Genomic DNA, 4,833 nt, shown 5'->3' with positions numbered 1-4,833 from the left:
CGTGAGATGAGAAGAAAGCGAACCAGCATAAACTGGTTCGCATAGTTCGTCGTCAGAAGAGGGTCCTGAGGAGGGCCAGATATCCCCTCCGGAGGTCCAAGTACGCCAATCACCTGTACACGGACCACCAGCATGTGGTCCTGCTGGCGCTCCGCCAGCATTTCAGGAATTCGTTCAGGGACTTCTGCGAGATTCTCGATGTTTGCACTGTGATCCTTGACGAGCTTGCATTGACGATGGTGCCTCATTGGACGACGCTGCACAAGTACTCGAAGAGGACGGACACGAGGAGGCTGGAGACTCTCTTCTTGCTCTTCATCGAGGATTTCTACAGAGCATCGCCAACGAAGACTTCACATACTCTTTCGAATCCGCAGTCCGTCGAAAAGGCCCCTAAGAAAGGATTTCAACAGTGCAATTTCGACTCCGTGCCGTATTAGTATGCGGACGGTTTCGAGCCAGCAATCGAAAAAGAACAAGTACAGCACGAAAGCCATGTAGTCGATGGGCGACGTGTTCTTCTTCATGAACAAGAGGCGATTACGGTTCATGTAGTACGTGTGAAAGGAAGCAGTGGAGGATGAGGAAGTCCTGTGCCAAATCCGAGCCCTCGGAACGTAGAGTGATTTGTACCCGGCAACGCCCCCGCGTACGCACCAGTCAACTTCCTCCCAATACGCAAAGAACCTAGGATCGAACAATCCCACCTGGCCTATCATCTTCCTTGTCACGAGCATGCACGATCCTGCTGCATAGTCAGTGTGCTGCTTGATATCGAATTGACCTCTATCCACTTCCCCCTTTCCAATGGACGTCGACAATCCTCTGCGCCGTAGAAGCCTGCCACCTGCGAATTGAAGAACGTCCCGCCTACCATCCAAAGAGTAGAAGAGCACTTTGGGGCTGGCAAAGCCAACCGCTGTGTCACTCTGGACGGCATTGACGAGTTCACTGATGCAGTCCTTGTCGACCACCGCATCATTATTCAGGATGATGACATAGTCAGGTTCAGCAGCTCTAAGGATGTGGTTTATCGCCAGGTTGTTCCCTTCGGCAAAACCATAGTTCCTATCACAAGCGATCAGCTTGAGTCGCTTGGAAGCATGGTAGGAGGAGTAAGTCTTATCCAGGTTCGGATCTCCTCCACTTATGGCCTCCTGAAGGATATACTCAAGCAGGTATTTTTCATCGAGCGCAGGGCTGCTTTCGAACAGCCACGAATTCACTCTCACATTCCCTTTGCAGAACTCCCTGATCATATGCACGGAATCATCAGTCGAACCGTTGTCCAGGAGAATCACTTCATAGTTATCGTAAGAGCTCCTGAAAATCGATTCAATACATTCGACTGTATCCTGCCCTCGGTTCCAGTTCAACACTACAATCGCGACGCGTGGTCCAATCATTTGGAGACAACATCCTCATCTAGCAATCCACAGAATGCTCATCATTGATATCGTCCTTTCGGACACGAGGTGCGGCCCTAGACGTAGCCCCTATTGTGATAACACTACCGCATCGACCACATGCTTGTTTCCAAGGCAATTGACAACGCGGATCTTTGACGAGCGCTTTCCCTGCGATGTGGCACATCAGACCATCAATCCCTCGAGAAAAGCATTACATACTCCCCTTGGCGTTCGAACCCGTATGGGACTCAGGCAGAAAACCGCAGCGAACATCGGCTGGACAGCGCTCTCACAGGCCCTGGCTGTCGGAACGAATTCTGCGGTCCTGCTGATCCTTGCTAACATCATCACCCCAGACGATTTCGGGTTGTTTGCTGCGTGCGCGACGATCACAATGATATCCGGCCAATTAGCAACACTGGGACTTGACTATGCGGTCATCAATTCGAAGGAGGAGTGGAGAAAGGTCGTTGCCACTGGCAGCATTCTGAGGATAGCATTGTCCGTTCTGGCATTTGCCCTGATTGCTCTGTTTTCGTCTCCCATCTCACAATACTTTGGGATTGCTGACCTGCAGGTACCGCTCATCGTCGCAGCGACCTCGTTGCTGGTTCTGGCCCTTGCTTTTCCGCTCCAAATGAATCTTACTAAGAACCTCAGGTTCAAGCAACTATCACTTGCGAGAATCGCATATTCTTTGACTTGGTCCGTCACGTCCTTGTCCTTGGCGATCGTCGGATTCTCCTACTGGTCACTTATCATTGGCATGGTTCTCGGCCAGTTGGTGTCACTGGGGGTGCTTCTCAGATGCTCGGACAAATGGATTGGCAGCAGTTATCAGAAACAGACCGCGAAGAACCTTTTCAAGTTTGGCAGTGTGGCTACATTCGGAACAATTGCAGTGCTCTTGTCCAGCACAGTCGACAAGATTATCGTTGGTGGAACATCAGGCCAGGTGGAGCTCGGCATATACTACTACATGTATCTCTTCGGCACAATTGTACCATCTTTGTTGACAGGCGTGATCAACTCGGTCATGTTTCCCACATACACAGTGCTGGTCAACAGACCGGAGGTCCTGAGAAAGGCGTATGGCGACACTCTCAGGATCGTGTCCGAATTCTCCTCGCTGGTCTCCTTCGGTCTCGCCGGGGGGAGCATGATATTCGTCTCTGTGCTACTAGGCGCCAACTGGGAAGCAGGCATTACAAGCCTTTCGTTCCTCGCTCTTGCGGGTCTATTCATCGCAATTACATCTCCGGCAGGGAATGTCTTCCTCGCGGTAGGAAGGCCAGAGCTAGTCTATCGGATCACATTCGCCGTCGTGATTCCAGAGATTCCGATGATGGTTCTTGCAGCTGATATTTGGGGAATGACCGGCGTCTCCGCCGTCGTAATGGCATTCGAGGGAGTCAAATGCCTCTATGTCATGCACAAGACTGCGCGAATTGTGGGCCAACACGGTAGAGATATCGCCTATGAGATCCTGCCATTCCTCTTTTCTGGTGGAGTTTCAGGCTTGGTTGCCCTCATGATTTCGTGGTATCTTGGCCTCTCTCTACTCACGCTGATCCTAGCGGCATCCGCTGTTGTCGTAGTCTTCCTAGCCTTAGGATCGGTCCTCTCAAAGGGGAGACTTCTTGAGGATCTCAGAGACGTTAAACAGGTGCTGTTCAGAAGGGCGGAGGATTCAACGGGCTAGCACATGTGGCTTCGGCCGAATGAACTTCCCGTCCTATCCCTTTTCCTTAATTGCCAGAACCGATTCGGACAGCCCCGGGAACCTGAACGTTGCCCGGCCAAGGATTTGTGATATATGCGGTATCTTTTTGCCCCAGAGAGTGAGTGAACCCACCCCATATACCGAGTATCCCCTCCTCCTCAACTCCTTCGCGCTGTAGAAGCTGATATGCGCCTGGTGAGGGTTATCCTCGTAGTTAGGTTGCGGAAAATAGACACCGGGCGTTGAGATTATGAGTCGTTTGCCGACACTCTCCATCCTCCCGAGGAGTCTCAGTCCGTCATCCTTCCTGAGATGCTCTATGACTTCCAGGCATACGACAAGGTCGAACTCATTGTCTCTGAATGGAATGTCATCCTTCGCCAGATCAAGTTTGACCACTTCATCATAAGCCTTCATCCTTCTCGCGAAGTCGATAGATGGGTCGAAGTTGTCAATGCCAACAATGCGAGTGGGGTCTCTGTAGATTCTCAGCATAGACCCCACAAAACCTCTTCCACAACCCACGTCAAGCACAGTCTTGACGTTCAGCGGTATGAAGTTAGACCGGAACAGTACTGGAAAGAATTCGTCAGGCCATGTGATTTCAGGCACGTTCTGCGATATACTAGGGACCATATTAATATACTACGCACATCGAGATTTGCCAGCAGACTTGGAACACACGGCTCGAATCGTCAGACCTCATTCGAAGAAGATATCAGCTTTAATCCAACCGGAAAGACTTAAGAGCAGACGCCGTAAGATATGGGTGGAATACGATGAAGCTCAAGACTAACAGGATTTTCGAAGTGATTCATGCCTTCATGCACGATCATGACCTAGTGTCAGGGGTTGAACCCCACCCTGTTCGCGAACCCGTGCAGGACTCTGGTGCATTTGAGAACTACCTGAATTACTTTCACACCAACTGCCATGAGGACGAGGAGGCGGTTAAGTGGATGGGGAAGAAGGCAAAGAAGTTCCCGATGGATACCTGGATTTATCAGGAGATAATCCATGACATCAAGCCTGACGCAATCATCGAGATCGGCAACCTAAGTGGCGGAAGCACTCTGTTCCTCGCGAACATGCTGGACCTGCTCAACAATGGAAAGGTAATCGGGATAGACATCGACCATTCGGAGATTGACTTCAAGCATCCTCGCATCACATGGATTACTGGGGATGCCAACTCCGCCGGGATCCTCTCGAAAGTGGATGCACTAATCAGAGATTGCCGCAATGTTCTGGTGATAGAGGACTCATCACACACGTACGAGAACACCCTTAACGTGCTGAGGAACTACAACCGGTTCGTAACCGTCGACTCCTACTTCATAGTCGAAGACGGGATATGCAAGTATGACTTCGTCGACGGACCTAAACCTGGTCCTTATGACGCGGTACATGACTTCCTCAGAGAAAACACCAGCTTTGAAGTGGACCGGACTAAGGAGAAATTTGTTCTCACCTACAACCCGAGCGGATACCTGAAGAAGGTCCGATAGGTCAAGACAGGCAAGATCCGCGAAGACCTACATGAGGTCCACACGGGCACTAGAGATACAGTGCAATCTAGACGAGCTGACGGAGCACAGGTGGGATAAAAAGCCTTCAACAGTCTTCGTCTGGTCAAGAAGGTCCTCACAGTGCTTTGTAGAAATCCTCGATGAAGAGCAAAAAGAGAGTCTCCAACCTCCT

At 50.8% G+C, this 4,833-nt stretch carries 4 protein-coding genes; 2 read left to right on the top strand and 2 right to left on the bottom strand.

The genetic code is table 11. The annotated features are described in order from the left end of the window. Nucleotides 1-353: 353 nt before the first annotated feature. Nucleotides 354-1,406 (bottom strand): glycosyltransferase family 2 protein, encoded by a 1,053-nt coding sequence (locus tag KJ653_10225; GenBank protein ID MBU0686203.1) that lies wholly within the window; start codon nt 1,404-1,406, stop codon nt 354-356. A gap of 244 nt (nt 1,407-1,650) precedes the next feature. On the opposite strand from KJ653_10225, the gene KJ653_10220 reads away from it, so the two are divergent. Beyond that, on the top strand, nt 1,651-3,111 hold the full coding sequence (locus KJ653_10220) for an oligosaccharide flippase family protein (protein ID MBU0686202.1): 1,461 nt from the start codon (nt 1,651-1,653) through the stop codon (nt 3,109-3,111). A 33-nt stretch (nt 3,112-3,144) separates the two neighbouring features. Here the strand turns inward: KJ653_10220 and KJ653_10215 are convergent, their stop codons facing one another. Beyond that, complete coding sequence (locus KJ653_10215; GenBank protein MBU0686201.1) at nt 3,145-3,744, bottom strand: class I SAM-dependent methyltransferase; 600 nt, start codon at nt 3,742-3,744, stop codon at nt 3,145-3,147. 167 nt (nt 3,745-3,911) lie between these two features. Here KJ653_10215 and KJ653_10210 point away from each other — a divergent pair, with 167 nt between their 5' ends. Further along, a complete protein-coding gene (locus KJ653_10210) occupies nt 3,912-4,640 on the top strand; it encodes a cephalosporin hydroxylase family protein (GenBank protein MBU0686200.1) in 729 nt (242 codons plus the stop codon). Nucleotides 4,641-4,833: the final 193 nt, after the last annotated feature.

The organism is Candidatus Thermoplasmatota archaeon (assembly GCA_018814355.1).
Classification (GTDB): domain Archaea; phylum Thermoplasmatota; class Thermoplasmata; order UBA10834; family UBA10834; genus COMBO-56-21.
This window is presented reverse-complemented; position numbering and strand designations above follow the sequence as displayed.